This is a genomic window from Acidovorax sp. Q11 (assembly GCF_054950075.1).
Genome location: NZ_JBUDZG010000031.1, coordinates 27,382 through 52,808, shown reverse-complemented (window position 1 = coordinate 52,808; position 25,427 = coordinate 27,382). Strand labels below are relative to the sequence as shown.

Sequence of the window (25,427 nt, the reverse complement as noted above, 5' to 3'; positions counted from 1 at the left end):
GCCACTTCGACACCGTGTTGCGCGACAGCCCCGTCATGCGCGCTATCTCGCGCTCCGACAGCTTGTCCCTCACGTGCAGCCGTCGGATCCTGCCAATCATGTCCATGGTGATCACTCCTCGAACCCCGCTGCTTAAATAAACAGCAGGGTAGGTTGAACACCTGGCTCATTTTTACTTCGGCCCTACCTACAAAACTGGCTCAGTTTCCGGTCGGCGCCAACACCCATGCACCGCCTCAAGCAGGTGAAGGCGCTGGAGGCTGCGCTGAAAGGCGAGGTGATGATGCACCTGGAGTTCTTGCGCACCAAGGAAGGCGCCTTCAACTGCAGCGGCCTGCAGATCATTCGCTACACCACCGAAGAGCGCCTGAACCAGATCATGCAGATCTACCGCGACCACGGCGTGCAGATCAACAACCCACACGTGTACATCGTGGAAGACGGCAAGCAGAACCAGCTGGACCCTGCCGTGGTGGGCATGAAGCGCCGCTTTGACCCCCAGGGCCTGCTCAACCCGGGCAAGCTGCGCAGCTGGTATGCGGCCATGCCTCAGGCTGCAACCCCCACACCCGCGCTCCAGACCGCCTGAGCCCTTACAGCCACGTCTCAACGCGCCCCGGTATTCCTCCCTCTCCCCTCGCGGGAGAGGGCCGGGGAGAGGGGGCAGCTCCCCAAAGTAGCGCCCCAACCCCCTCTCCCCCCGCCCTCTCCCACAAGAGGCGAGGGTGCTGCAAACCGATCCCGCCCAGCGCGAACATCGGGTCAAAAATGCCCCTTGCGCTTATCCACGGGGCATAATCAGCTACTCATTTAATAGCAAATTACCCGCACCATGCCCTGGCACGCCCGCCTTCAGCTCGACTACACGGCAGAACATAACGCCCGCACGGTAGCCCGCTACGAGCACAACGGCCCGCTGCGCATTCTGCAAAGCCTGTACCCCGAGGGTGACGCCATCTGCCACAACGTGTTGGTGCACCCCCCCGGCGGCCTGGTGGGCGGCGACACGCTGGACATCACCACCACCGTGGGCCCCGGCGCCCACGGCCTGGTCACCACGCCCGGCGCCACGCGCTTCTACCGCTCCACCGGCCCGCTGGCCTTGCAGCGCAGCCACCTCACCCTGGCCGAAGGCGCACGGCTGGAATGGCTGCCGCTCGAAGCCCTGTGCTACAGCGCCTGCCACGCCGAAAACCACCTCACGCTGAACCTCGCCCCTGGCGCCGAATGCATTGCCTGGGACGTGACGGCGCTGGGCCTTCCGCACGCGGGCCAGCCGTTTGAACAAGGCCGCTTCACCCAGCACCTGGAAGTGCCCGGCCTGTGGCTGGAGCGCGGCGTCATCGACGCCGCCGACGACCGGCTGCTGAGCAGTCCCTTGGGTTTGGCAGGCCACCGCTGCATGGCCAGCATGTTTTTTGCCGCAGGCACGCCCCTGGACCGCACCCGCCGCGACGCCGCCTTGGACGCGGCCCGCGCAGTGATGGATCAGCACCCCCAGGTCAAGGCGACCGCAGGCGCCACCAGCCCCAACGACCGCATGGTGGTGGTGCGCGTGCTGGCGCCGCAGGTGGAGCCCGCGATGAAGCTGCTCAAGGCCGTGCGGGTGGCTTGGCGGGAGGTGTTGTGGGGGTTGGAGGGGGAAGCGCCTAGGATTTGGGCGATGTAGGTGAGTGGCCTATCGCCGAGTGCACAGTTTCTCAGCCCCCTGCAAGCGATCTATTCACCAACCTTAGACACAGCCCGTCATGAGCAGAACTTGCGGATCCACGTTACATCGTGCAGCGCTCCTCACTAGCGAGGTTGCTGCGTACTACTACTGTCTGGAGACATATTCCCCCAGCACTATTTCTGAGTGGTGTGATGGCGACAATCAGGATCAAACTGCCATCTGTCCTCGGTGTGGCGTAGATGCCGTAGTTGGTTTCAACGGACCACCCGACCATGCCTGGCTGAAAGCGGCTCGCGCACGCGCCTTTGGTTCAGACTGAGCCTCAGCTTGGAGCTTGAAGGCGCGATACATTTATCTCGAAAGCTGACGGCTCGCTGCCACTTCGCCGGCGTTGGCATCTACTGCCGGAAAGAGCCCTTCGGTCTCACCATCTGTTTGAGATTTTTGAGCTTTCGAGGAGAGCGCTCTGTCCAGATGATTTCTGCCCCATCTCCCAGTTCTTCGTAGATGGGAAGGATATCGGTAATGCCTACCAACTTCCATTGAACAGGTACACCTTCAGGCCCACCCTTGTATGGTTTCGAACTCTCGCGAGCAACCGACATACCCTTTTTATAGGCTTCATCGAGAGTCGATGCGCGTACAAGTATTGTGTTTTCCCAGGACAGGAATCGAGCTTCATCATCGTCTTTCCTGTCGTCATTCAACTCCACGAAGCGCAGCAGGTAGGAAACGACGTACCAGCCCACAGGTGAAATATTCTTGTCGTATTCCATTGAAGAATTCCATGTATGGGGCCGCTGCAGCCTGTCAATTGAAATGCCCTGCAGCGGTTTATTCGGACCCCGAACGGTGGCCTCGTTCAATGCCAACCGCTCGGAGTACGTGTGTCGTGTGATCCTCAACCCGGCAGTTCTAGCTGGCTCACACCGGCGCCACAGTTGGCACCTTCAGTAAGCCATCGGCCTTGAACATCCCCCGAATCCCCCGCACCGCCTGCCGAATCCGCGCCTCGTTCTCAATCAGCGCAAAGCGCACGTACTCGTCCCCCTGGTCGCCAAACCCGATGCCCGGCGACACACACACCTTGGCCTTGTCCAGCAGTTGCCGCGCAAATTCCAGCGAACCCAGCGCGCGGTAGGGCTCGGGGATGCGGGCCCAGATGTACATGCTGGCCTTGGGGCAGTCCACGGCCCAGCCCGCTTCCGTCAGGCCTTTGTAGAGCACGTCGCGGCGGCGCTGGTACTGGGCGGCGATGTCTTTCACGCACTGCTGGTCGCCCTCCAGTGCGGCAATCGCCGCGACCTGCAGCGGCGTGAAGGTGCCGTAGTCGTGGTAGCTCTTGATGCGCGCGAGCGCGGCCACCAGGTCAGGGTTACCGACCATGAAGCCCACGCGCCAGCCCGCCATGTTGTAGCTTTTGCTCAGGGTGAAAAACTCCACCGCCACGTCCTTGGCACCGGGCACTTCCATGATGCTGGGGGCGCGGTAGCCGTCGTACACGATGTCGGCGTAAGCCAGGTCGTGCACCACCAGGATGTCGTGCTTCTTGGCCAGGGCGATCACGCGCTCGAAGAAGCTTAGGTCCACGCACTGCGCCGTGGGGTTGCTCGGGAAGCCAAAGATCATCATCTTGGGCTTGGGGTAGCTGCCGCGGATGGCCTTTTCCAGCTCGGCAAAAAAGTCCACATCGGGCGCCACGGGTACGCTGCGGATGTCGGCACCGGCAATCACCGCACCGTAGATGTGGATGGGATAGCTCGGGTCGGGCACCAGCACGGTGTCGCCCCGGTCCAGCGTGGCCAGCATCAGATGGGCCAGGCCTTCCTTGGAGCCGATGGTGACGATGGCCTCGGTGTCGGGGTTGATGTCCACCGCGTAACGGTCTTTGTACCAGTGGCTGATGGCGCGGCGCAGGCGCGGGATGCCTTTGCTGGCGCTGTAGCCATGGGTGTCGGGCCGCTGGGCCACTTCGGTGAGCTTGGCGACGATGTGCGGTGGCGTGGCCCCGTCGGGGTTGCCCATGCTCATGTCGATGATGTCTTCACCCCGGCGGCGGGCGGCGAGTTTGAGCTCGGCCGTGATGTTGAAGACGTAGGGAGGGAGGCGATCGATGCGCGCAAAACGGCGCTTGCCCTGCGATGCAGACATGCGGTGTGACTTTCACGTAAGCGCCCGGAACCGTCCGAGCGACGTGGCTGGCAGAAAGGCCAGCCCGCAGCCAATGTAACGCACAAGACAGCGCGAGCCCGCCAACCTGCGCGCGGCTGTCGCAAAGCCGCTACAGAGCGGCCGACCCGTGGGGTTGGGCTATGCGGTGGCCGAGGCGCGTGCGGCCGTTGCCTTTTCGGTGCCCATCGACCACGCAAAAATAGCCACACCACCCAGGCCCAGCACCACACCCACCCAGCCGGTAGACGTCCAGCCCATGCCTGCCGAGATCGCCACGCCACCCAGCCAAGCGCCGAGCGCGTTGGCGGCATTGAAGGCCGAGTGGTTGAGTGCAGCGGCCAGGGTCTGCGCGTCGCCCGCCACGTCCATCAGGCGGATCTGCAGCGCGGGGCCGATGGCCACCACGGTGCCCAAAAGGAACGTGGCCAGCGCGGCGCTGGCGGGGTGGTGTGCGGCGGGCACAAACAGCGCCATAACCACGATAGACCACAGCAGCACCTTGCCGATGGCGGGCATGAGCGCCTTGTCGGCCATGCGCGAGCCGACGATGTTGCCCGCCACCATGCCCAGGCCAAACAGCGACAGCACAAAGGGCATGAGTGCGGGTGGCATGCCTGCCACCTCCAGCAAGGTGGGCTTGATGTAGCTGAACACCGCAAACATGCCGCCAAAGCCGATGGCGCCAATGCCCAATGTGAACCACACCTGCTTGCGCGCCAGCGCGCCCAACTCACGCAGCGGGCTGGCGCCGTGCGATGCGGGCATGGCGGGCACCCACAGGCGCACCATGACGACGGCGGCCACGGCAATGAGCCCCACAAACACAAAGGCCGCGCGCCAGCCAAACGCCTCGCCCAGCGCGGCGGCTATGGGCACGCCCACCAGCGTGGCGGTGGTCAGCCCCAGCATGACCCAGCCCACAGCGCGTGCGCGGCGGCCGGGCGGGGCCAGCGCTGCGGCCACCAGTGCGGCCACGCCAAAGTAGGTGCCATGGGGAAGGCCGGTAAACAGCCGCATGGCAGTGAGCGAGCCATAGCCCGGCGCCAGCGCCGATGCGAAATTGCCCAGCGCATACACCACCATCAGCGCCATGAGCAGCGCGCGCCGCCCCCAGTGGGCGCACAGCACGGCCAGCACGGGTGCGCCCACCACCACGCCCAGGGCATAGGCGCTGATGACGTGGCCCGCCTGCGGAATGCTCACGCCAATGTCGCGCGCCACCTCGGGCAGCAGGCCCATGATGACGAACTCACCGGTGCCGATGGAGAAGCCGCCCACCCCCAGGGCCAGCACGGCGCGCACCAGCGTGTGGTCGTCGGTGGGGGTGGAATCGATGGACGTGGAGGGCAGGGGCGCAGTCATGGCAAGGACAACAACACGGCAAGCGGCCCCGGCAGATGACGGCGCAGCGCAAGAAACAAACAGGGTTTGGGGCGGGAACAGGCCCGAAGAAGAAACGCAGTTACGAGGGTAAACCCGAATTTGGTAACCATAACATGCCCTGCGCGGCCTTGCAGGTGCGGGGGCATGCGTCGCCTGGGGGAACCCACCAGCCGCCGGGGCTGCTAGGCTGGCACTCCCACTCGCTCCCTCCCCCTTTTTGCAAGGACGGCCAATGAGCATCAGCCCGAGCACAGCAGACACCATTGCCAGCACCGTCCAGGTGCTGGCCTTTGACATCTTTGGCACCGTGGTGGACTGGCACGGCAGCATCGTGCGCGAGATGCAGGCGCTGTACCCGGCGGTGGATGGCGATGCGTTTGCGCTGGCCTGGCGCGCGGGCTACCAACCCGCCATGGCGCAGGTGATGCGGGGCGAACGGGGCTGGACGCTGGTGGATGACCTGCACCGCAGCATCCTCGACGAGATCCTGCCGCGCTTTGGCCTGGCGCACCTGCCCGAGGCCGAGCGCTGCCACCTCAACCGCGTGTGGCACCGGCTCCATGCCTGGCCCGACAGTGTCGAAGGCCTGACGCGGCTGAAAAAACGCTTCACCATCACCTCGCTGTCGAACGGCAACATCGGCCTGCTGACCAACATGGCCAAGCACGCCGGCCTGCCGTGGGACTGTGTGCTGAGCGCCGAGGTCTTCAAGGCCTACAAGCCCCACCCCGACACCTACCTGGGTGTGGCCCGCGTGTTTGATGTGCCGCCCGAGCAGGTGGCGCTGGTGGCCACCCACCATGACGACCTGGCCGCCGCGCGGGCCTGCGGCCTGCGCACCGCCTACATCGAGCGCCCCCTGGAGCTGGGCGCCGCCCGGCCCAAGGACGGCACGCCACAGCCGGGCAATGATCTGCATGCCAAAGACCTGAACGATCTGGCGCAGATGCTGGGCTGTTGAATGTGCCCCCGGGGGCGCACCCGCGTGGGTCAGTGGGCCACCAGCAGCTGCACGAACATCTGCACCTTGGCATGGCATTCGGCGCTGATGGAGGTGAACTCCAGCCCCGCCACCCACTCGTCGCCCTCCTGCTTGAGGGTGATGACCCGCGCATACACGTCGGCCACGCGGTAGTCCACCAGCGGCAGCTCAAACTCCAGCTTGATCTCGCTGTGCGGCTCCAGCGGCTCGATCAGCTCCACCAGAAGGCCGTGGTAGCCGATGTCGCGGATGGCGCCGTGCACGATGTGGGGCACCACGATCTTGTCCTGCATGCGCTGGCACAGGCAGGGCAGGCGCGCATCCACGCGGTGGCTGCGGCGAAACTCCTGGCGCGGCACCTTGAGCTTTTGCGAGGGGATGGCGATCAGCTCGCGCAGGCTCACGGGCTGCGTGCGGCCCTTGACGTAGACCTGCATGGGCGCCGACGCCGACACCAGGCCCCAGCAGCGCTGGTACGTCGTGTCGCTGATGAGCACCTGGCCACGCAGGCTCAGCGCCTCGATGCGCGAGGCCAGGTTGACGGCCTCGCCGATCACCGTGTACTCGGAATACACGTCCGAGCCAAAACGCCCGGCCATCACCGTGCCCGTGTTCACGCCAATGCCCAGGAAGACCTCGGGCAGCCGCTCGCGCAGGTGCGCGAGGTTCAGCTCGCGCATGGCGATCTGCATCTCCACGGCGCATAGCAGTGCGCGGTCCACATCGTCGTCGCGGGCCACGGGTGCGCCAAACAGCACCATGATCGAATCGCCCATGAACTTGTCGATGCTGCCCTGGTACTTGAACACCACCTCCGACAGCCGCGCCAGGCAGCGGTTGAGCGCCGCAATGACCACGGCTGCGGGCTGAGAGCCCGACAGCGCGGTGAACCCGCGCAGGTCAGCCAGCAGGATGGTGACCTCGCGCGGCACCACGTCCAGGCCCTCGCTGGCCCCGCCATCGGGGCTTTGCATGCCGTGCAGGATGCTGGCCATCTCGGCCTGCGCCGCATCGGAAAGGGTCGTACCGGTTTCGCGCTCGATCAGCGACTGCAGCCGGCGCACGGCGTCGTGGTGGAATTCTTTGTGCATGGCGCGGGGGAGGTGGGGGAGTGTGTTGGTATAGGGGGGCCGTCACCGGCCCCTGCCAGCCAGAATAGGCGCCGCCCACCGGCTGGTCAACCAGTGAAAACACCCCGGGGCCGTGTGGCAGAAGCTGACTTGGCGCCCCATCTCCCCAACCCTCTCCCGCAGGGGGAGAGGGGAAAGACCCAGCACTACGGGCCATGGAAACAGAGGCGGCCAACCCAAGGCCGGATGGGCTGGAGCGAGAAAATTCAAGGTTTTTTGGCCTCTACCGCGCGACCATCATGCCTGAATAGCTATCAAATTTGCAGCGTCTGCAATGTTCACCCGCCCCGGGCCCGCAGCGCCGCCCGGCACCACTACCTGGTCGATCACGCCAAACGGCCCGGGATGGCCCTGCCCGTCCAGCGCCACCATGCGCACCCGCTCGCCAAAGCGCAGAAACGGCGTGTGCGGCGCGCCGTCGGCCAGGGCTTCGGCCATGCGGCGCTCGGCGATGCAGGACGAGCCCACGGCCACATCCGCATTCGACACGGTGCCCGAGCCAATCAGTGTGCCTGCCGACAGCGTGCGCGCTGCATGGGCGATCAACTGGCCGAAGTCAAAGTGCATGGCGCCGCCGTGCGGGTGGCCAAACCATTCGCCGTTGCGCTGCGTCTGCAGCCGCAGGTGCACGCGGCCGCCGTTCCACGCCGCGCCCAGTTCGTCGGGCGTGACGGCGATGGGCGCGAATGCGGTGGACGGCTTGGCCTGCACAAAGCCGAAGCCGCTTTTGGCCTCGCGCGGGCCGAAGGCACGCAGGCTCCAGTCGTTGATGAGCACGATGAGGCGCACATGCTGCAGCGCCTCTTCAGCGGTGACGCCCAGGGGGGTTTCGCTGAGCACCACGCCAAACTCGCCCTCAAAGTCGATCTGGTCGGCCTCGGACGGCAGGGCCACATCGTCGTGCGGGCCCAGAAAGTCGTCGGCCGCGCCCTGGTACATGAGCGGGATGGTCTCGAAGTCGGGCACGGGCGGCACCTTGAAGGCGCGCTCCATGAGGTGGCCGTGGTTCAGAAAGGCCGAGCCGTCCAGCCACTGCCAGGTGCGCGGCAGCGGGGCCAAACACTGGCGCGCATCAAAGGGCATGGCGCCCGGGGCGGCGGGCGCGTTCACGGTGCGGGCCAGGTCTTGCAGCGCAGGCTCCACCACACTCCAGCGCTCCAGGGCATCGAGCAGCGTGGGGGCCACGGGGCTGGCGTCGATGCAGCGGCGCGCATCCGTCGACACCACCACCAGGCGGCCATCGCGCAGGCCGTTACGCAGGGTCGCAAGCTTCATGGCGCCACTCCGGCCGCCGGCTGCAGCGGCAGCACCGGGTCGAAGATGGCGACGGCCCGTGTCCAGCCTGCCGAGGCGCCGCGCACCTTGACCGGAAAGCACGAAATATAGAAGCCGCTGGCGGGCAGCGCCTCCAGGTTGTGCAGTTTTTCGAGGTGGCAGTAGCCAATGTCGCGCCCGGCCTTGTGGCCCTCCCAGATCAGCGATGCGTCGCCGCTTTCGGCATAGCGCTGCGCGGTGTAGGCAAAGGGGGCGTCCCAGCTCCAGGCGTCGGTGCCGGTCAGGCGCACGCCGCGCTCCAGCAGGTACATGGTGGCCTCGTAGCCCATGCCGCAACCCGCGCGGGTGTAGCCCGCCGTGCCGTAGGCGCTGCCAGCGCGGGTGTTGACCACCACGATCTCCAGCGGCTGCAGCGTGTGGACGATGCGGGCGAGTTCGGCCTCCACATCGGCGGCCTGCACCACGTAGCCGTCGGGCAGGTGGCGAAAGTCCAGCTTCACGCCGGGCTGGAAGCACCAGTTCAGGTCCACCTCGTCGATGGACAGCGCGCGCTGCCCGCCGTCCATGGTGGACGCAAAGTGGTAAGGCGCATCCAGGTGCGTGCCGTTGTGGGTGTTGAGCTGCACGTCCTCCACCGCCCAGGATTCGCCGTCGGGCAGGTCTTCCTTCTGGAGGCCTGGAAAGAACTGCGCCAGGTCCGCAAAGCTCATCTGGTGGTCGATGTAGTTGATGCGCGGGCCGAGGCCCGGCGGGTCAGAGACAACATCGTTTTCAAGGTGCATCGAGATATCGACGATGCGGCGCGCAGGTGTGGCGAGCGTGGTGGTCATGGCGGGGTCGGGTGGAAAGGTCGAAACAAGGCGATCAGGATTCGGCCGTGAAGCCGGTCTGCTTGATGAGGCCGCGCCACTGGTCGGCGTCGGCCTTGAGCATCTGCGCCAGCTGCGCGGCGGTAGAGGGCTTGACCTCCAGGCCGTACTGCTTGCCGTACTCCACCACCTCGGGCTGGTTCAACGCAGCCTGCAGGGCATCGGATGCGCGCTTGATGGTCTCGGGCGTGGCCTTGCCGGGCAGAAAGAAGCCGTACCACTCGCTGACCTTGAGGGGGTAGCCCAGCTCCGTCAGCGTGGGCACCTGCGGCAGGAACGGTGAGCGCTTGCTGCCCGCAATGGCCAGCACGCGCAGCTTGCCGCCCTTGCCATGCTGCAGGTAGTCGCCAATCGGCCCCCAGAACGCAGGGATCTGCCCGCCCAGCAGGTCTTGCATGCCGGGCACCGTGCCCCGGTAGGCGATGTGGCGCATGTCGATCTTGCTGAACTGCCCCAGCAGCACGCCCACCATGTGCGGCATGGAGCCTGCGCCGGGGCTGCCGTAGTTGGCGCTGCCGGGGTTGGCGCGCAACCAGTCCAGCAGGTCGGCCAGCGTGCGCACGCTGTCGGGCACACCGGGGCCCAAGGCCAGGCCGTGGTCGAACATGGCGCCCAGTGACACGGGCGCCACATCGTCCAGCGTGTAGCGCAGCTTGGGGTAGGTGTAGGGGTAGATGGACAGCATGGACGACGGCGTGATGAGCAGGCTGGTGCCATCGGCCGGGCTGTCGCGCAGGTTGAGGATGCCGATCTGCCCACCTGCGCCGGGCTTGTTGTCCACCACCAAGGACGCTGCGTAGTGGCCGCGCATGCGGTCGCCCACACGGCGCGCCAGCGCATCGGCCGTGCCCCCGGCCGGAAAGCCCGAGATGATGCGCGCCATGTCGGGCATGGCGTCTTTGCTGGCCTGCGCCCAGGCGGCAGGAGCACCGCCCACGGTGGACAGCAGGGCGGCAGAAAGCTGGGTGAAACGGCGGCGGGTGAACATGGTGTCTGTCTCCTGTTGGAATGGATGGAAGTTGCAGCGACACCCCGCAAGCCAGATCTGACAGGGCCTGCAGCGGGTGGCATGAAAAAATTATACGAACGTACAAATTCAAATCGACTGGGGTTTGTACGAGTGCTCAATAAATTTATACAACCGTATAAACCAACCTATGCCCAAATCCCGATCCACCCCCCAGACTGCGGCCACCCGGCCCGCCGCCCCTGCCGCGAAAGTCCCGGCGCGCAAGCGTGCTGCCGCCCGCAGCGCCACCAGCGAAGAAGCGCTGGCTCCCAATCGCCAGGCCAACATCCTGCAGGCGGCTGAACGGCTGTTTGCCACGCGTGGCTTTCATGGCGTGTCGATCCGCGACATTGCCGACGAAGCCGGTGTGCCGCTGGCGCTGGTGGGCTACTACTACGGGCCCAAGCTCTCGCTGTACCACGCCATCTTTCGCGCGCATGCGGGCTACATCGATGTGCGCCTCAAGTCGCTGGCCGACGCCCAGCAGAAGGCACCGCCCGGCCAGTTGCTGGACGAAATCGTCAAGGCCTTCGTGCTGCCCGTGCTCGAAGTCGCCCGCCAGCCTGCGGGCCACCACTTTCTGCGCCTGCTGTCGCGCGGCATGAACGACCACCTGGAAGAAGACGAGCCCATCATCCGCGAGCTGTTCGACCCCCTGGCCCATGCGTTCATTGATGCGATTGCCGCCGCCCTGCCCCAGGCCACGCGCAGCCAGGCCGCGTGGTGCTACCAGTTTGCACTGGGGGCCCTGCTGCACCATGTGAACGACCAGCGCATCGAGCGCCTGTCGTACGGCCAGAACCAGCCCGGCGACGAAGCCACGGCCGGGCCACTGCTGGTGCGTTTCATCGCGCAAGGCATGCGTGGCGCCTGTGAAGGCGCGGTGCACTGACGCCGAACCGCTGACACGCCCACCCCCACCACCCGCACTGCCGCGCGAGCGCCGCATGCCAGGCTCAGCCACGCCCTTTTTTCTGGTCCCTGCCCACCGCCACCCCAGGTGGCTGGGGCCCTGCGCTGCCGCCCCACCCTGGGCATCGGCACGCCAGACCGGCGCACCCTAGCCGCACCGCTTTCGGCGCACACAACGCGCTGACGCCCTCCCCCGTTGAACTGCGTTTTCGGAACAGCCCTGGCTGCGCCGTGGACCGGTTCGCCCTCCGCTTGCCCCTCACCCATCGAAAGACACCATGAAACCTCGCACCTCTCCCGCACCCCAACCCTTCCACCCTCGGGCCAGCCTGCATTGGGCACGCGCCCTAGGCACCGCTGCAGCCCTGTCTGCCACCACACTCGCCGCACAAGCCCAACCCGCCGCAGGCCCCGGCCTGCAGCTGTATGGCCTGGTCGATGCCGCCGTAGGCCGCTTTGCGGGCCCCGCCGCCGGCATCAACGCGCAAGACCGCGCCATGACCAAGCTGGACGGTGGCGGCATGTCCACCAGCCACTGGGGCGTGCGCGGCACCGAAGACCTGGGCGGCGGGCTGTCGGCACAGTTTGAGCTGTCGTCCTTTGTGCGCAACGACTCCGGCGCCACCGGCCGCAGCGATGCGCTGCCCGCACCCGTGAACGTGGCGGCCGACCCCGTGTTCTCGCGCGCGGCCTGGGTGGGCGTGTCGCACCGCGACTGGGGCCGCGTGCGGCTGGGCAATGTCACATCGCTGCTGTTCCTGAACTCCATTACCTCCAACGCGTTTGGCGACTCCACCGTGCTGGGGCCGCTGAACCTGGTCACCTTCATCGGCAGCCCGCTCACGGGTGGCACAGCATGGGCCAACTCGGTGGTGTATGACAGCCCCAGCATTGCGGGCTTCAATGGCTCGGTGGCACACGCCATCTCTGAAGGCCAGGGCGGCGGCAACAGCGCGGCACGGCTGGCCTATGCCCAAGGCCCGTGGGCCGCATCGCTGGCGTGGCAGAGCGTGAAGAAGAACCCCGGTACCTTTGCCGACGGCACCTCGCCCAACGACACACGCGCCTGGCAGCTGGCGGCGTCGTACGACTTCGAGGTGGTCAAGCTGTTTGCCCACCTGGGCCGCATCAACAACCGGGGCACGGCCGCTGCGCCGCTCAACCTGTCGTATCGGGTGTGGGATGTGAGCGCCGCTGTGCCCGTGGGTGCAGGCCGTGTGCTGGCGGGCTACGCGGTGCGCCGCACCAGCGACACCGTGGGCCCCGTGCCCGCCACGGTGGCAGGCGGCAATGTGGAACGCAAGGTGTTCACCATGGGGTATGACTATTTCCTGTCCAAGCGCACCGACCTCTATGCCATGGTGATGCGCGACAGCACCCAGACCCGCACGCTGCCTGCGCCGCCATCGGTGGTCAGCGCTCAAGGAACCAGCTTTGCCGTGGGGTTGCGACACCGGTTCTAAGCCACATCACAACGGTTGTCTCCAAGTTTCAGGGCACCTTCGGTGCCCTTTTTTTTGGGGTGGCAGCACTGAAGACCGCTTCAACCGGGCATCACAGGCTGGCGCAGCACACAGGCGAACTCTCCGATGGTGCTGTCGTAGTCCCAGCGCTCGGCCACCCGCCGGCGCTGGCTGGGTGCCTCGCCCGACACTTCTTCGCGCAGCACCACCAGGCTGTTGGGACAACCGTGCCGCAGGCGGCGCGACACCGCCGTGCCCGCACGGCTGGCCCACAGGCCTGGCAAGGGCTGCAGCAAACCGGGGTCGTGCACATGGCCCGACAGCAGCATCTGCGCACCGGCTGCGCGCCAGCGCTGCAGGGCCTCGTCGGCACGGTGCGGGCGGTGGGCACGGTCATTGGCATCGCGCGCCACCAGGGGGTGGTGGCTGGCCACGATGCACCATGCGTCGGGCGGGGCACGCGCCAGCAGGGCCGCGACATGATCGATCTGCGCAGACGACAGGCTGCCGCGCTCGTGCCGCCAGGCGCGCGTGGTGTTCACGCCCACCACATAAAAGGGGCCCATCTGCCGCACGGGCTCCTGGTCCACGCCAAACTGCTCGGCAAACCGCTCGTAGGCCCGACCCCAGCGCAGCCACCAGGCAAACAGCGGCAGGTCGTGGTTGCCCGCCAGCACCAGGGTGCTGCGCGCATGCAGGCCCTGCACAAACCGCGCGGCCTGCGCAAACTGGCTGGCGGTGGCGCGCTGGGTGAGGTCGCCCGACACCACGGCCAGGGCCACGCCCAGCCGCTGTGCCAGGCGCTGCGCGGCCGCACACACCCCGGGGTCGTGCGCCCCGAAGTGCAGGTCGGACAGGTGCATCAAGGCGTGCATGGCGGTGGGTGGTCAGGCAGGTATCAGCCCGGGGGCAGGCGGTGCGCCGGTCTCGGCCACTGCTGCTGCCAGTGCAGGCTGCGCCGCATCATCGCGCACCAGCGGCGACGGCGCCACCAGCCAAAGCGGCCTGGTGCCGACGCGAAAGTGCAGCGGCGGCGCCATCCATTCGCGCTCGCCATCAAACGCCACCTTGACCTGCGGCGGCCGCCAGCTGGCCGGGGCCACCGTCAGCTCGGTGCAGGCAATGCTGGTCACGGCGTTGTCTTTGTCCAGCTGGCCGGTGGCGGCGTTCCACACCGTGCGGGCCGTGGCCCAGCGGCCCTGGGGCTTGAGCATCACCACCGCCAGATGCCCACCGTCGGCCACCTGCTGCGCCTGTGGCAGGCCCATGCGGTCGAGCTGCAGCGGGTTGTTGCCCACAAACAGGGTGGTGACCAAATGCTCCTCATGCCGCACCTCCGCGCCATGGTGGGTGCTCATCACCACCCTCCAGCGCCGGCCTGCTGCGGGCCGGAACAGGCTCCACACCGCCGAGGCCACCGCCACCCAGCGTGAGCGGCCAAACCGCTGGGAGGCCCGCTCGCGCTCGGCCAGCAGCTTGGGGTACAGGCCCACGCTGGCGTTGACGATGAACATGCGGCGGTTGACATGGCCCACCTGCACGGGGCGCATGTCCCCGGAGTGCAGCGCCTGCAGCAGGTCTTGCACCGCCTGCTCCGGGTCCAGCGCCAGACCGTGCTCGCGGCTGAAGTAGTTGAAGGTGCCCATGGGCACCACCCCCATGGGCACGCCCGCGTGCAGCGCGGCCGCCGCCACGGCGTTGATGGTGCCGTCGCCACCGGCGGCCACCACCAGGCCACCATCGGTGCGCGCGGCTTCAGCGGCGTCGCGGGCCAGTTGCACGATGTCGCCGCGCTGGTGGGGCACATGCCACACCACGTCGTGCGCCTGCAGCGCCGCCACGCCTTCGAGCTTGGCCCGCAGCAGGTCCAGGTCGGCCCCCGGCCGCTTGGGCACCACCAGGTGGATGGGGCCACGGGGTTTTGGAGGATGGGGGTGGTCGGAAGGAGTCATGCGAAAACTCTGCAACAAACAAGAACAGCCCCACACCACAAAGGGGCAGGAGCCGCAGGGTCGCCCATGGTCGCAGCCAGGCGCGGTGCCCGCAGCCGGTCGCAGCGCCATCGCCGTGTCAGCCTGCGCCGACACATGCCTGCACCGTGCGCGCAATACACCCACCACAGCGCGGGATGCTGGGAACTTCGGTACAACCTGCGGCTTCTTTCCATGGGTGGTGCAGGCAACTGCATCTGAAAAAAATTGGAAACCGAAAGAGAAAGGACCACTCCGCACCATGACGATGATCGTCCCTGCCGCCCCATCCACTGCATCCACCGCATCCGAGCTGGGCACCCTGCTGGCGCAGCACCCCGTGGGCTGGTGGCTGGCGGGCATGCTGGCCCTGTCGCTGCTGGGCGCCGCCGCGCTGGCGGGCCTGCGCGCACTGCGCCACCACGCAGGCCCGCCGCTGAACCGCTTCTTTCCTGCACAGGCCCCCACCCTCATGCTGGTGGCCATGGCCGCATCGGCCTGCGTGCTGGTGCTGGCGGGCGCCACGATGGCCGAACTGGCCGAGAGCGGACGCACCCAGGGCCCCTGGGGAGTGCTGGATGACACCATCGCTGCGGGCTTGCGGGCCCAGGCCGACACCGCCGTGCTGCAGGTGTTTGCCGCCCTCACCCACCTGGGCGACACCTGGGTGCTGACGGCCCTGGCGCTTGCCGTGGCTGCCGCCCTGTGGTGGCAACAGCACCGCCTGCTGGCCATGGGCTGGCTGGTGGCCATGGCGGGCAATGGCGCGCTGACCAAGGTGCTGAAAAACCTCTTCGAGCGCGTGCGGCCCGAGCACACGCATGGCCTTGCCGAGGCCAGCGGCTACAGCTTTCCCAGCGGGCACAGCAGCGCGTCGATGGTGGCGTATGCCATGCTGGCCTACCTGGCCACGCGGCTGCTGCCGCGTGGGTGGCACCTGCCCGCCGCGATGGTGGCCGGTGCGCTGGTCTTCACCACCGGCTGGAGCCGCGTGGTGCTGCAGGTGCACTACGCCAGCGACGTGCTGGCCGGGTGGCTGCTGGGTGGCACCTGGATGGTGTGCACGGTGCTGATCATGGAGAGCGTGTCGCGCTGGCGCAGTCCATCCCTCGCCACGGCGGTCCGGTAACCGCCATCGGCATTCAGATCGCCACGAGGTTGCGAATGCCCTTGGCTTCCATCTCGCTGCCCGGGCCGCGCGCGATGACTTCGCCGCGCTCCATCACCAGGTACTCATCAGCCAGCTCCTGCGCGAAGTCGTAGTACTGCTCGCACAGCAGGATGGCCATCTCGCCCTTGTCAGCCAGCATGCGGATCACGCGGCCGATGTCTTTGATGATGCTGGGCTGGATGCCTTCGGTGGGCTCGTCGAGGATGAGCAAACGTGGGCCGGGGGCCAGGGCGCGGGCGATGGCCAGTTGCTGCTGTTGCCCGCCCGACAGGTCGCCGCCCCGGCGCTTGAGCATCTGCTTGAGCACGGGAAAGAGTTCGTACAGGTGCGGCGGCACGGGCGTGGAGCCACTCTTGTAGGCCAGGCCCATGCGCAGGTTTTCTTCCACCGTCAAACGCCCGAAGATTTCGCGGCCTTGGGGGACGAAGCCGATGCCTGCGCGGGCGCGGTCGTAGGGGGTGGCCTTGTCGATGGCTTTGCCGTCGAACTGGATGCTGCCGCTTTTGATGGGCACGAGGCCCATGAGGCTTTTGAGCAAGGTCGTTTTGCCCACGCCGTTACGGCCGAGCAGGACGGTGACTTTGCCGGGGGTGGCGGTAAGGCTCACGTCGCGCAGGATGTGGGAGCCGCCGTAGTACTGGTTGATGTTTTGGACGGTGAGCATGGTGGTTTTTTGAGTTTTTTGGCCGTTTGCGCCTGTCTAGCAAGCGCTTTTAGCTATTGATTTGAGAGCATCTCTTGCCATCGCAGGAAGGGGCGTTGCGATGCTGTGGCGCGACGTGTAGCTGCTCGGGCTGAGCTTGTCGAAGCCTTGGCGTGCTGGTTTGGGAGGCGTGTTTGAGTTAGGGGCGGGAGCCGGGGTGTGCGCCCGGCGGCGCAGTAACTTTCTTTCGTCTCGCCGAAAGAAAGTCACCAAAGAAAGGGCGACCCTACGCGCTGCGTCCCTTCGCTTCGCTGCGGGCAACCTGCGGTGCTCGTGCGTGGGGCGCGCTGCGGAACTCGCTACGCGCTGCGCGCTTCGCTCGGACAACCGCAGCGAGTCAGAGCACGAAGCACGGGCGCTAAGGCGCCCGTGCCGCCCCACGCCCTGCGCTCCTCGGCACATCGTGAAGGGGACCCGCGAATCGGACATCCACACGGGCCATTGCTTCGCTCGGCCCCATCTCACGGGCGCAAGCGCCACGCGCTGCGCAGGCGGTGCCGAGCGAAGCAAAGGCCCGTGGGGTTGTTCGGCTGTTTGGGTGTTTAGGTGTTCGGCTGCCCACCCCCTGCTGGCTGCGCCTGCGGCGGGGCGGTTGTGGGGTGGCATGGGCGTCGAAGCGCCCATGCTTCGTGAACTGACTCGCCGCAGTTGTCCGAACGGAGCTGCGAAGCAGCGCAGTGAGTTCTGCGGCGCACCCCGCAACCGCCCCGCCACAGGTCTGCCCCGTAGCGCAGCGAAGGGGTCGCAGACTGGGGGTCGCCTTTTCTTTGGTGACTTTCTTTTGGCGAAGCAAAAGAAAGTTACTCGCACGCCGGGCGACTCCCGGCTCCCGCCCTGAACCCCAGCACGCCCTCCAAACCAGCACCCCCCAGCTCCGACAGGCTCAGTCCGAACGGCTCCGAGGCAGCGCCCAGCCTTCGACAAGCTCAGCCCGAACGGATAGCGGACGCTCACGAGTTCCAAACAGCTAGGGCGAAAAGACACCATCACCGCCCCAAATAAACCTCAATCACCCGCTCATCCGCCTGCACCTGATCCAGCGTGCCCTCGGCCAACACCGAGCCATCACACAACACCGTCACCTTCTCGGAAATGGTGCGGATGAACCCCATGTCATGCTCCACCACCATGAGCGAATGCTTGCCCTTCAAGGTCAGGAACAGCTCCGCCGTCCGCGCAGTCTCGTCATCCGTCATCCCCGCGACCGGCTCGTCCAACAGCAACAGCTTCGGGTCCTGCATCAGCAGCATGCCAATCTCCAGCCACTGCTTCTGCCCATGGCTCAGATTGCCCGCCTGCCGCGTCACCCCATCGGCCAGATGAATCGTGTGCAGCACCTCCGCCAGGCGGTCTGACTGCGCGGAATCAAGGCGGAAGAACATGCTCGACTTCACGCCCTTGTGCGTCTTCAACGCCAGCTCCAGGTTTTCAAACACCGTGAGCTGCTCGAACACCGTGGGCTTCTGGAACTTGCGGCCAATGCCCAAGCTGGCAATCTCGGGCTCGTTGTGGCGCAGAAGGTCAATCGTCGAGCCGAAGAACACCGTGCCTTTGTCGGGCCGCGTCTTGCCCGTGATGATGTCCATCATCGTCGTCTTGCCCGCACCGTTGGGGCCGATGATGCAGCGCAGCTCGCCGGGCGCAATGTCCAGGCTCAGGCCATTGATGGCCTTGAAGCCATCAAAACTCACATGCACGTCTTCCAGGTACAGGATGCGGCCATGGGTCACATCCACTTCGCCCGGTGTGGCAATGCGCGAAAAACCTGCAGCGCGGCCGCCGGATTCAGTTTGGCCCAGAGCAGCAGGCGCCAGCGTCTTCTGCAAACGCCGCGCGCCTTCTTCCATCAGGTCGGGCGTCATTGCGCAGCTCCCTTTTTGTTGTTGTCTTTCAACTTCTTGACCAGGCACACCACGCCGTTGGGCAGGAACAGCGTGACCGCAATGAACAGCGCACCCAGAAAGTACAGCCAGAACTCGGGCGCCGTCACCGTGAGCCAGCTCTTGGCGCCGTTGACGATGAACGCCCCGGCGATGGGCCCGATCAGCGTGGCACGCCCGCCTACGGCTGCCCACACTGCGATCTCGATGGAGTTGGCGGCGCTCATCTCGCCGGGGTTGATGATGCCGACCTGGGGCACATACAGGGCGCCCGCCACGCCGCACATCATGGCGCTGATGGTCCAGATGGTGAGCTTGTAGGGCAGCGGCGAATAGCCCGAGAACATGACACGGCTCTCGGCATCGCGCACGGCCTGCAGCACGCGGCCGAACTTGCTGCGCACCAGCCAGCGCGCCAGCAAAAAGAAGCCCAGCAGCGACAACCCCGTCAGCACAAACAGCGTCATGCGCATGTTCTGCGTGGCAATGGGCGTGCCCAGGATGCGCTTGAAGTCGGTAAAGCCGTTGTTGCCGCCAAAGCCGGTTTCGTTGCGGAAGAACAGCAGCATGGCCGCATAGGTCATGGCCTGGGTGATGATGGAGAAGTACACACCCTTGATGCGCGAGCGGAAGGCGAAGTAGCCGAACACAAACGCGATCACGCCCGGCACGGCCACGATGAGGATCAGCGTGGCGATGAAGCTGTCGGACAGCGCCCAGTGCCAGGGCAGCTCCTTCCAGTCGAGGAACACCATGAAGTCCGGCAGGTCGCTCTTGTAGTTGCCGTCGCGGCCGATCTGGCGCATGAGGTACATGCCCATCACGTAGCCGCCCAGCGCAAAGAACAGGCCGTGGCCCAGGCTCAGGATGCCGGTGTAGCCCCAGATCAGGTCCATGGCCAGCGCACAGATGGCGTAGCACATGATCTTGCCAAGCAGCGCCACGGCGTAGTCCGACAGGTGGAACATGCTGCCTGCGGGCACCCACAGGTTGAGCACGGGGGCCACGGCGCACACCACGATGAGCGCCACGATGAAGGCCGACCAGCCGCCGCGCGTGAGCAGCGGCGCGGGTGCGGGCAGTTGGAGTGAGTTTGGATTCGTCATGTTTTCTCTGCTTTACGCATGGCCAGCTTCCGTAGCAACCGTCATGGCGCGGGCCAGCGGACGCCGCGCAAGGGCCGCCCCGCCGCGCTGGCGGCGTCCCCCCTCCCGCAGGAGAGGGGGGAAGGAGCGGAGCGACACAGGGGGGTGTTCCATATCAATCGGCCGTACGCCCTTTGACCGCGAAGATGCCCTGGGGCCGCTTCTGGATGAAGATGATGATGAACACCAGCACCGCAATCTTGGCCAGCACCGCGCCCGCCCAGCCTTCGAGGAACTTGTTCAGGATGCCCAGGCCCAGCGCGGCATACACCGTGCCTGCCAGCTGACCCACGCCACCCAGCACCACGACCATGAAGGCATCGACGATGTAGCTCTGGCCCAGATCCGGCCCCACGTTGCCCACCTGGCTCAGCGCGCAGCCCGCCAGGCCCGCAATGCCCGAGCCCAGTGCAAAGGCCATGGTGTCGATGCGCGCGGTGTTCACGCCCATGCACGAGGCAATGGGGCGGTTTTGCGTCACGCCACGCACGAACAGGCCCAGGCGCGTGCGGGCAATCAGGTAGCCCATGCCCAGCAGCACGGCGATGGCAAAACCGATGATGACCAGGCGGTTGTAGGGCAGCGTGAGGTTGGAGAGCACCTGCACGCCGCCGCTCATCCACGCGGGGTTTTCCACGCCCACGTTCTGCGCGCCGAAGATGGTGCGCACCAGTTGCATCAGCACCAGGCTGATGCCCCAGGTGGCGAGCAGTGTCTCCAGCGGGCGGCCGTACAGAAAGCGCAGCACGCCGCGCTCCAGCACCGCGCCCACGGCGGCGGATGCGCCAAACGCCAGTGGCAGCGCGGCCACCAGGTACCAGTCGAACGCACCCGGAAAATACTTCTGGAAGATGCCTTGCACCACATAAGTGGCATAGGCGCCGATCATCATCAGCTCGCCATGGGCCATGTTGATCACGCCCATGAGGCCGTAGGTGATGGCCAGCCCCAGTGCGACGAGCAGCAGGATGGAGCCCAGGCTGATGCCCGAGAACGCAGCGCCCAGGCGCTCGCCCCAGGCGAGCTGGCCGTCAATGGCTTTGAGCGCGGCTTGCAGTGCGGCCTTGACCTTGGCATCTTCTTCGACGGTAACGCGTTCGTTGAGCAGCAACCGTGTGTCGGGTGTCGCGCTGAGCGACAGCGCCTGCGCGGCAGCGATGCGCTGTGCGGCATCGTCGCTGCCCAGCAGCGTGGCGGCGCGGGCCAGCTCCAGCTGGGTCTTGATCTTTTCGTTGGTCTCCTGCGCCAGCGCCTTGTCGAGCAGGGGCAGACGGCCTGCATCAGGCTCTTTGGTCAGGGCCTTGGCGGCGGCCATGCGCAGCGCTTCATCCTTGCCAAACAGCGCCAAGCTCGCCAGGGCCGTGTCGATCTCGCCGCGCATGCGGTTGTTGTTGATGATGTCTTCGGCATCGGCGGGCACGGGCACCTCGGTACCCGTCACGGGGTCGATGCCCTTGTCGCCCTTCACGATCAGCGCCTTGCCGCCCGCCACACGCACTGCGTCGTCGGCCAGGGCCTGCAAAAAGGCGGCGACCCGATCACTGGGCTCGACCACTGCCTGCTGCACGGCCGCCACACGGTCGTCGGTCTCACCCGCCGCCATGGCCAGGGCCTGCTCGGCGGTGAGGGCGTGGGCGCTGCCCGCCAGACACAGCAGGCTGACCAGGCACCAGCGCATGGCCAGAAAACATCGCAACATAAGAAGAATTCCGTTCGGCCTGCTCTCGGTGGCAGGCGGGTGTCAAAGAAAAAGGGAGGGCGCACACAGGCGCCCTCCCCTCTTGGGCACACTGCAGGTGCTTACTTCTTTTCGGGCTCGTCCTTCTTCTTGTCGTTGCCTTCGATGTAAGGGCTCCATGGCTTGGCCTTCACAGGGCCAGGCGTCTTCCACACCACGTTGAACTGGCCGTCGGCCTTGATCTCGCCGATGAACACGCTCTTGTGCAGGTGATGGTTCTTTTCGTCCATCTTGCTCACGATGCCCGAGGGTGCCTTGAAGGTCTGGCCGGCCATGGCGGCGATCACCTTGTCCACGTCGGTGCTCTTGGCTTTTTCCACGGCCTGCTTCCACATGTTGATGCCGATGTAGGTGGCTTCCATCGGGTCGTTGGTGAGTGGCTTGTCCTTGTGGCCGGCGATGTTCTTGGCCTTGGCGTAGTCCGCCCACTTCTTCATGAAGGCCGTGTTTTCGGGGCTCTTGATGGACTGGAAATAGTTCCAGGCGGCCAGGTGGCCCACCAGCGGCTTGGTGTCCACGCCGCGCAGTTCTTCTTCACCCACGGAGAACGCGACGACCGGCACGTCCTTGGCCTTCAGGCCCGCGTTGCCCAGTTCCTTGTAGAAGGGCACGTTGGAGTCGCCGTTGATGGTGGAGACCACGGCCGTCTTGCCGCCCTGGCTGAACTTCTTGATGTCGGCCACGATGGTCTGGTAGTCCGAGTGGCCGAAGGGGGTGTACTTCTCGTCGATGTCCGAATCCTTCACGCCCTTGCTCTTGAGGTAGGCGCGCAGGATCTTGTTGGTGGTGCGGGGGTACACGTAGTCGGTGCCCAGCAGCACCCAGCGCTTGGCGCTGCCGCCGTCCTTGCTCATCAGGTAGTCGACCGCGGGGATGGCCTGCTGGTTGGGCGCCGCGCCGGTGTAGAACACGTTCTTGGAGAGTTCCTCGCCCTCGTACTGCACGGGGTAGAACAGCAGGCCGTTCATTTCTTCAACCACGGGCAGCACCGACTTGCGGCTCACGCTGGTCCAGCAGCCGAAGATGACCGAGACCTTGTCCTGGCCCAGCAGCTGCTTGGTTTTTTCGGCGAACAGGGGCCAGTTGGAGGCCGGGTCCACCACCACGGGTTCGAGCTTCTTGCCCAGCACGCCGCCCTTGGCATTGATTTCGTCGATGGCCATGAGCACGGTGTCTTTCAGCACGGTCTCGGAGATGGCCATGGTGCCCGACAGGCTGTGCAGGATGCCGACCTTGATGGTCTCCTGCGCATGGGCTGGCAGTGCAGACAGGCCAGCGAGCGTAGCGACAGCCGCGAGGGCCTTGAGGGAATAACGACGTTGCATGTGTGCTTCTCCGGTAGGTAAGGGTTCAAACCGCTTCGCCCTGGCCCCGGTGAACTCCCGAGGGCTGTGTGGTGCGATGGAATGGATTCTGGAGAGCAGGGCCTGCTTGGGAAATACGCCGGGTGGCGTACGCGCTGGCGTCGCCGCTGAAGGCGCGGCCGGCAAGCAACGCCTGTGTCGGGTAGGCGAAACGCTATGCATTTAATAGCTATTAGGGCATACCCAATGCGCGGTAACGGCCAAAAATAGTCAAAATCTTCGGCAATTACAGCGCAGTGGGGGAAATGCCTGCCCCGTCTACGATGGCGGCCACAGCCCCACGCTCAGCCACAAAGGACCCGACCCATGGTGAAACGACGCACAGTGCTTCTCGGCGGTGCCGCAACAGCGGGCGCGCTGGTCATCGGCTGGGGCGTGATGCCCCCGCGCCAGCGCCTGCACCCCGCAGACCCGTTGCCCGCCACACCGGGACAGGCCGCGCTCAACGGCTGGCTCAAGGTGGGCACCGACAACACCGTGACGGTGATGATGGCCAAGTCCGAAATGGGCCAGGGCACCCACACCGGCCTGGCCGCCATCCTGGCCGAGGAGCTGGACGCCGACTGGGCCCAGGTGCGGCTTGCTATGGCGTCCATCGACGACATCTACAACAACCTGGCCACCGTGGTGGACGGCCTGCCCTTCCACCCCGACAACGACGGATCAATGAAGGCCGTTGCGGGCTGGCTCACGGCCAAGACCATGCGCGAGGTGGGCGTGATGATGACGGGCGGCTCCAGCAGCATCAAAGACCTGTGGCTGCCCATGCGCGAGGCCGGAGCCCATGCACGTGCCATGCTGGTCCGCGCCGCCGCCGCGCAGTGGAAGGTGCAGGCCGCCGAGTGCACAGCCAACGCGGGCTGGGTGGAGCATGCCGCAGGCCAGCGCGCCACGTTTGGCGAACTCGCTGCGCTGGCCGCGCAGCAGCCCATGCCAGGCAAGGTGGCACTGAAGGAGCCCGCGCAGTTCAAGCTGATCGGCAAACCCCTCACGCGCATCGAGGCGCCCAGCAAACTCGACGGTAGCGCCGTGTTCGGCATCGACGCGAACCCGCCCGGCCTGCTGCACGCCAGTGTGGTGATGTGCCCCACGCGCGGCGGCAAGGTGGCGCGCTTTGATGCAGCCGCCGCCCAGAAGCTGCCGGGCGTCAAGCAGGTGCTGGCTGTGGCGCCCTACCACGGCGGCACGGGTGGCGTGGCCGTGATTGCCGACACGCCCTGGCATGCAAAGAAGGCAGCGGCCGCCGTCACCGTGGAATGGGACCACGGCCCCGCCGCCACGCTGTCGAGCGACACCGTGATGGCACGCCTGGCGCAGGCGCTGGACGAAACCAAGGGCTTTGGCTACCACAGCGCCGGCGATGTGGACCAGGCCATGCAGGGCGCGGCCACCACCATCACCGCCGACTACCGCGCGCCCTACCTGGCCCACGCGGCGCTGGAACCCATCAACTGCACCGTGCAGGTCAAGGACGGTGCCGCCCAGGTGTGGACATCCACCCAGGTACCGGGCCTGGCGCGCATGGCAGCGGCCAAGGCGCTGGGCATTGACGAGGAGAAAGTGACCGTGCACCAGCTGCTGCTGGGCGGCGGTTTTGGGCGGCGGCTGGAGGTGGACTATGTGGCCCAGGCCGCCGCCATTGCCCAGGCCGCAGGCGGCGCGCCCGTGCAGACGCTGTGGAGCCGCGAGCAGGACACGCAGCACGACTTCTACCGCCCCGCGTGCATGGCGCGATTCAAGACGGGCTTTGATGCGCAGGGGCAACTGGTGGCATGGCACAACCTGTCGGTAGGCCAGGCCATCGTGCCGCAGGTGCTGGCGCGCACCTTCGGGCTGCCCGGCGCGGGGCCCGACAAGACGGCGTCCGAAGGCGCGTTTGACCAGCCCTACGAATGGCCCCACGCGCGCATTGCGCACGAGATCATCGACCTGCCGCTGCCCGTGGGCTTCTGGCGCTCGGTGGGGCATTCACACCAGGCGTTCTTCAAGGAAAGTTTTGTGGACGAGGCGGCCCACGCGGCCAAGAAAGACCCGGTGGCCTTCCGCGCCGCGCTGCTGCAAAAGCACCCGCGCCACCTCAAAGTGCTGCAAAAGGCCGCCGAGCTGGCGGGCTGGGGGCAGCCCCTGGCTGCCCATGCCAGTGGTGCACAACGCGCGCGCGGCGTGGCGCTGCACCAGTCGTTCGGCTCCATCGTGGCGCAGGTGGCCGAGGTATCGGTGGGTGCTGACAAGGCCATCCGTGTACACCGCGTGGTCTGTGTGATTGATTGCGGCGCGGCCATCAACCCGAACCTGATCGCGCAGCAAATGGAAAGCGCCGTGGTGTTTGGCCTGACGGCGGCGCTGCATGGCGAGGTCACGCTGAAAGATGGGCAGGTGCAGCAGAGCAATTTTCACGACCTGCCGCTGCTGCGCATGGCCGACTGCCCGCGCGTGGAGACCCACATCATCGCCAGCGCCGAGCCCCCTGAAGGCGTGGGCGAGCCCGGCGTGCCACCGATTGCACCGGCGGTGGCGAATGCCCTCTTCACGCTCACCGGCCAGCGCCTGCGCGCCCTGCCGCTGAAGCTGGCCTGAATCGATTCAAGG

The 25,427-nt window shown here is 66.3% G+C and carries 22 protein-coding genes; 7 read left to right on the top strand and 15 right to left on the bottom strand.

Annotated elements, in window-relative coordinates; genetic code table 11:
- Nucleotides 1-106: helix-turn-helix domain-containing protein (locus ACYZGB_RS19245; RefSeq protein WP_462390464.1), on the bottom strand; the 106-nt coding region annotated here is incomplete at its 3' end.
- Between the two features lie 120 nt (nt 107-226).
- Here ACYZGB_RS19245 and ACYZGB_RS19240 point away from each other — a divergent pair.
- Both ACYZGB_RS19240 and ACYZGB_RS19235 read left to right on the top strand, forming a co-directional pair.
- The gene (locus ACYZGB_RS19240) at nt 227-589 is read left to right on the top strand and encodes a hypothetical protein (RefSeq protein ID WP_462390463.1); all 363 of its coding nucleotides are present in this window, start codon (nt 227-229) and stop codon (nt 587-589) included.
- A 243-nt stretch (nt 590-832) separates the two neighbouring features.
- Complete coding sequence (locus tag ACYZGB_RS19235) at nt 833-1,669, top strand: urease accessory protein UreD (protein WP_063463087.1); 837 nt, start codon at nt 833-835, stop codon at nt 1,667-1,669.
- 401 nt (nt 1,670-2,070) lie between these two features.
- Here the strand turns inward: ACYZGB_RS19235 and ACYZGB_RS19230 are convergent, their stop codons facing one another.
- From ACYZGB_RS19230 to ACYZGB_RS19220, 3 genes are all read right to left on the bottom strand, one after another.
- Complete coding sequence (locus ACYZGB_RS19230) at nt 2,071-2,448, bottom strand: DUF4288 domain-containing protein (protein ID WP_462390462.1); 378 nt, start codon at nt 2,446-2,448, stop codon at nt 2,071-2,073.
- Nucleotides 2,449-2,596: 148 nt separating this feature from the next.
- Nucleotides 2,597-3,823: an alanine transaminase gene (alaC, locus tag ACYZGB_RS19225; RefSeq protein WP_056747366.1), complete on the bottom strand. Its 1,227-nt coding sequence runs from the start codon at nt 3,821-3,823 to the stop codon at nt 2,597-2,599.
- Nucleotides 3,824-3,982: 159 nt separating this feature from the next.
- Nucleotides 3,983-5,206: an MFS transporter gene (locus ACYZGB_RS19220; RefSeq protein ID WP_462390461.1), complete on the bottom strand. Its 1,224-nt coding sequence runs from the start codon at nt 5,204-5,206 to the stop codon at nt 3,983-3,985.
- A 253-nt stretch (nt 5,207-5,459) separates the two neighbouring features.
- Between ACYZGB_RS19220 and ACYZGB_RS19215 the strand changes: the two genes are divergently transcribed.
- Complete coding sequence (locus ACYZGB_RS19215) at nt 5,460-6,188, top strand: haloacid dehalogenase type II (RefSeq protein WP_462390460.1); 729 nt, start codon at nt 5,460-5,462, stop codon at nt 6,186-6,188.
- A gap of 29 nt (nt 6,189-6,217) precedes the next feature.
- On the opposite strand, the gene ACYZGB_RS19210 is transcribed toward ACYZGB_RS19215, so the two are convergent.
- From ACYZGB_RS19210 to ACYZGB_RS19195, 4 genes are all read right to left on the bottom strand, one after another.
- The gene (locus tag ACYZGB_RS19210) at nt 6,218-7,300 is read right to left on the bottom strand and encodes an adenylate/guanylate cyclase domain-containing protein (protein ID WP_462390459.1); all 1,083 of its coding nucleotides are present in this window, start codon (nt 7,298-7,300) and stop codon (nt 6,218-6,220) included.
- A 276-nt stretch (nt 7,301-7,576) separates the two neighbouring features.
- Nucleotides 7,577-8,614, bottom strand: coding sequence for a fumarylacetoacetate hydrolase family protein (locus ACYZGB_RS19205; protein ID WP_462390458.1), 1,038 nt, complete (start codon nt 8,612-8,614; stop codon nt 7,577-7,579).
- On the bottom strand, nt 8,611-9,444 hold the full coding sequence (locus ACYZGB_RS19200; RefSeq protein ID WP_462390457.1) for a cyclase family protein: 834 nt from the start codon (nt 9,442-9,444) through the stop codon (nt 8,611-8,613). The genes ACYZGB_RS19205 and ACYZGB_RS19200 overlap by 4 nt, the downstream gene beginning before the upstream one ends.
- A gap of 34 nt (nt 9,445-9,478) precedes the next feature.
- Nucleotides 9,479-10,471, bottom strand: coding sequence for a tripartite tricarboxylate transporter substrate-binding protein (locus ACYZGB_RS19195; RefSeq protein WP_462390456.1), 993 nt, complete (start codon nt 10,469-10,471; stop codon nt 9,479-9,481).
- 169 nt (nt 10,472-10,640) lie between these two features.
- Here ACYZGB_RS19195 and ACYZGB_RS19190 point away from each other — a divergent pair, with 169 nt between their 5' ends.
- Together ACYZGB_RS19190 and ACYZGB_RS19185 are read left to right on the top strand one after the other, a co-directional pair.
- Nucleotides 10,641-11,384 (top strand): TetR/AcrR family transcriptional regulator, encoded by a 744-nt coding sequence (locus tag ACYZGB_RS19190; protein ID WP_462390455.1) that lies wholly within the window; start codon nt 10,641-10,643, stop codon nt 11,382-11,384.
- A 298-nt stretch (nt 11,385-11,682) separates the two neighbouring features.
- A complete protein-coding gene (locus ACYZGB_RS19185) occupies nt 11,683-12,867 on the top strand; it encodes a porin (protein ID WP_462390454.1) in 1,185 nt (394 codons plus the stop codon).
- Nucleotides 12,868-12,947: 80 nt separating this feature from the next.
- Here the strand turns inward: ACYZGB_RS19185 and ACYZGB_RS19180 are convergent, their stop codons facing one another.
- Both ACYZGB_RS19180 and ACYZGB_RS19175 read right to left on the bottom strand, forming a co-directional pair.
- Nucleotides 12,948-13,742, bottom strand: a complete 795-nt coding sequence (locus ACYZGB_RS19180) for a metallophosphoesterase family protein (RefSeq protein ID WP_462390453.1) — start codon at nt 13,740-13,742, stop codon at nt 12,948-12,950.
- Nucleotides 13,743-13,754: 12 nt separating this feature from the next.
- Entirely contained in the window at nt 13,755-14,819 is a 1,065-nt protein-coding gene (locus tag ACYZGB_RS19175) for a diacylglycerol/lipid kinase family protein (RefSeq protein WP_462390452.1), read from the bottom strand.
- Between the two features lie 280 nt (nt 14,820-15,099).
- Between ACYZGB_RS19175 and ACYZGB_RS19170 the strand changes: the two genes are divergently transcribed.
- Nucleotides 15,100-15,966, top strand: a complete 867-nt coding sequence (locus ACYZGB_RS19170; protein ID WP_462390451.1) for a phosphatase PAP2 family protein — start codon at nt 15,100-15,102, stop codon at nt 15,964-15,966.
- Nucleotides 15,967-15,979: 13 nt separating this feature from the next.
- Here ACYZGB_RS19170 and urtE read toward each other — a convergent pair whose 3' ends face one another.
- The 5 genes from urtE to urtA all read right to left on the bottom strand — a co-directional run bounded on the left by urtE (nt 15,980) and on the right by urtA (nt 22,799).
- Nucleotides 15,980-16,672, bottom strand: a complete 693-nt coding sequence (gene urtE / locus ACYZGB_RS19165; RefSeq protein ID WP_094286779.1) for an urea ABC transporter ATP-binding subunit UrtE — start codon at nt 16,670-16,672, stop codon at nt 15,980-15,982.
- Between the two features lie 1,025 nt (nt 16,673-17,697).
- Entirely contained in the window at nt 17,698-18,573 is an 876-nt protein-coding gene (urtD, locus tag ACYZGB_RS19160) for an urea ABC transporter ATP-binding protein UrtD (protein ID WP_462390450.1), read from the bottom strand.
- Complete coding sequence (gene urtC / locus ACYZGB_RS19155; RefSeq protein ID WP_462390449.1) at nt 18,570-19,697, bottom strand: urea ABC transporter permease subunit UrtC; 1,128 nt, start codon at nt 19,695-19,697, stop codon at nt 18,570-18,572. Before urtC ends, urtD begins: the two co-directional genes overlap by 4 nt.
- A 154-nt stretch (nt 19,698-19,851) precedes the next feature.
- Nucleotides 19,852-21,435 carry an urea ABC transporter permease subunit UrtB gene (urtB, locus tag ACYZGB_RS19150; RefSeq protein WP_462390448.1) on the bottom strand — a complete coding sequence of 528 codons (1,584 nt, stop codon included), beginning with the start codon at nt 21,433-21,435 and terminating at the stop codon, nt 19,852-19,854.
- 101 nt (nt 21,436-21,536) lie between these two features.
- Entirely contained in the window at nt 21,537-22,799 is a 1,263-nt protein-coding gene (gene urtA, locus ACYZGB_RS19145; RefSeq protein WP_063463070.1) for an urea ABC transporter substrate-binding protein, read from the bottom strand.
- A gap of 345 nt (nt 22,800-23,144) precedes the next feature.
- On the opposite strand from urtA, the gene ACYZGB_RS19140 reads away from it, so the two are divergent.
- Nucleotides 23,145-25,415, top strand: a complete 2,271-nt coding sequence (locus ACYZGB_RS19140; RefSeq protein ID WP_462390447.1) for a xanthine dehydrogenase family protein molybdopterin-binding subunit — start codon at nt 23,145-23,147, stop codon at nt 25,413-25,415.
- Nucleotides 25,416-25,427: the final 12 nt, after the last annotated feature.